This is a genomic window from Neobacillus cucumis (assembly GCF_023715505.1).
This window is the reverse complement of sequence record NZ_JAMBOH010000128.1, coordinates 1-374: the sequence shown is the minus strand read 5'-3', so window position 1 is coordinate 374 and position 374 is coordinate 1. Positions and strand designations below refer to the sequence as shown.

Annotated in this window: 2 tRNA genes; both read right to left on the bottom strand. The window is 45.2% G+C overall.

Features of this window, described 5'->3' with window-relative positions:
* Positions 1-171: 171 nt before the first annotated feature.
* Positions 172-247 (bottom strand) — tRNA-Ala (locus tag M3226_RS31740).
* A gap of 11 nt (positions 248-258) precedes the next feature.
* A tRNA-Ile gene (locus M3226_RS31735) sits at positions 259-335 on the bottom strand.
* Between the last annotated feature and the right edge of the window lie 39 nt (positions 336-374).

Sequence of the window (374 nt, the reverse complement as noted above, 5' to 3'; positions counted from 1 at the left end):
CGGCTCCTAGTGCCAAGGCATTCACCGTGCGCCCTTTCTAACTTAACCTAAAAGGTTTTACTCTAAATTATTAGAGAGTATTCTAAAATGGCGATTTAACTCGGTTTTTACTTGGTTTCTTCTATACGATTATCTAGTTTTCAAAGGACGATATTAACATGGTAACGTTATTGGTGGAGTCTAGGGGGATCGAACCCCTGACCTCCTGCGTGCAAAGCAGGCGCTCTCCCAGCTGAGCTAAGACCCCGTTATGAAGTATGGTGGGCCTAAATGGACTCGAACCATCGACCTCACGCTTATCAGGCGTGCGCTCTAACCAGCTGAGCTATAGGCCCATACCATAAATATAGAGAGAATTGCTCCCTCAAAACTAA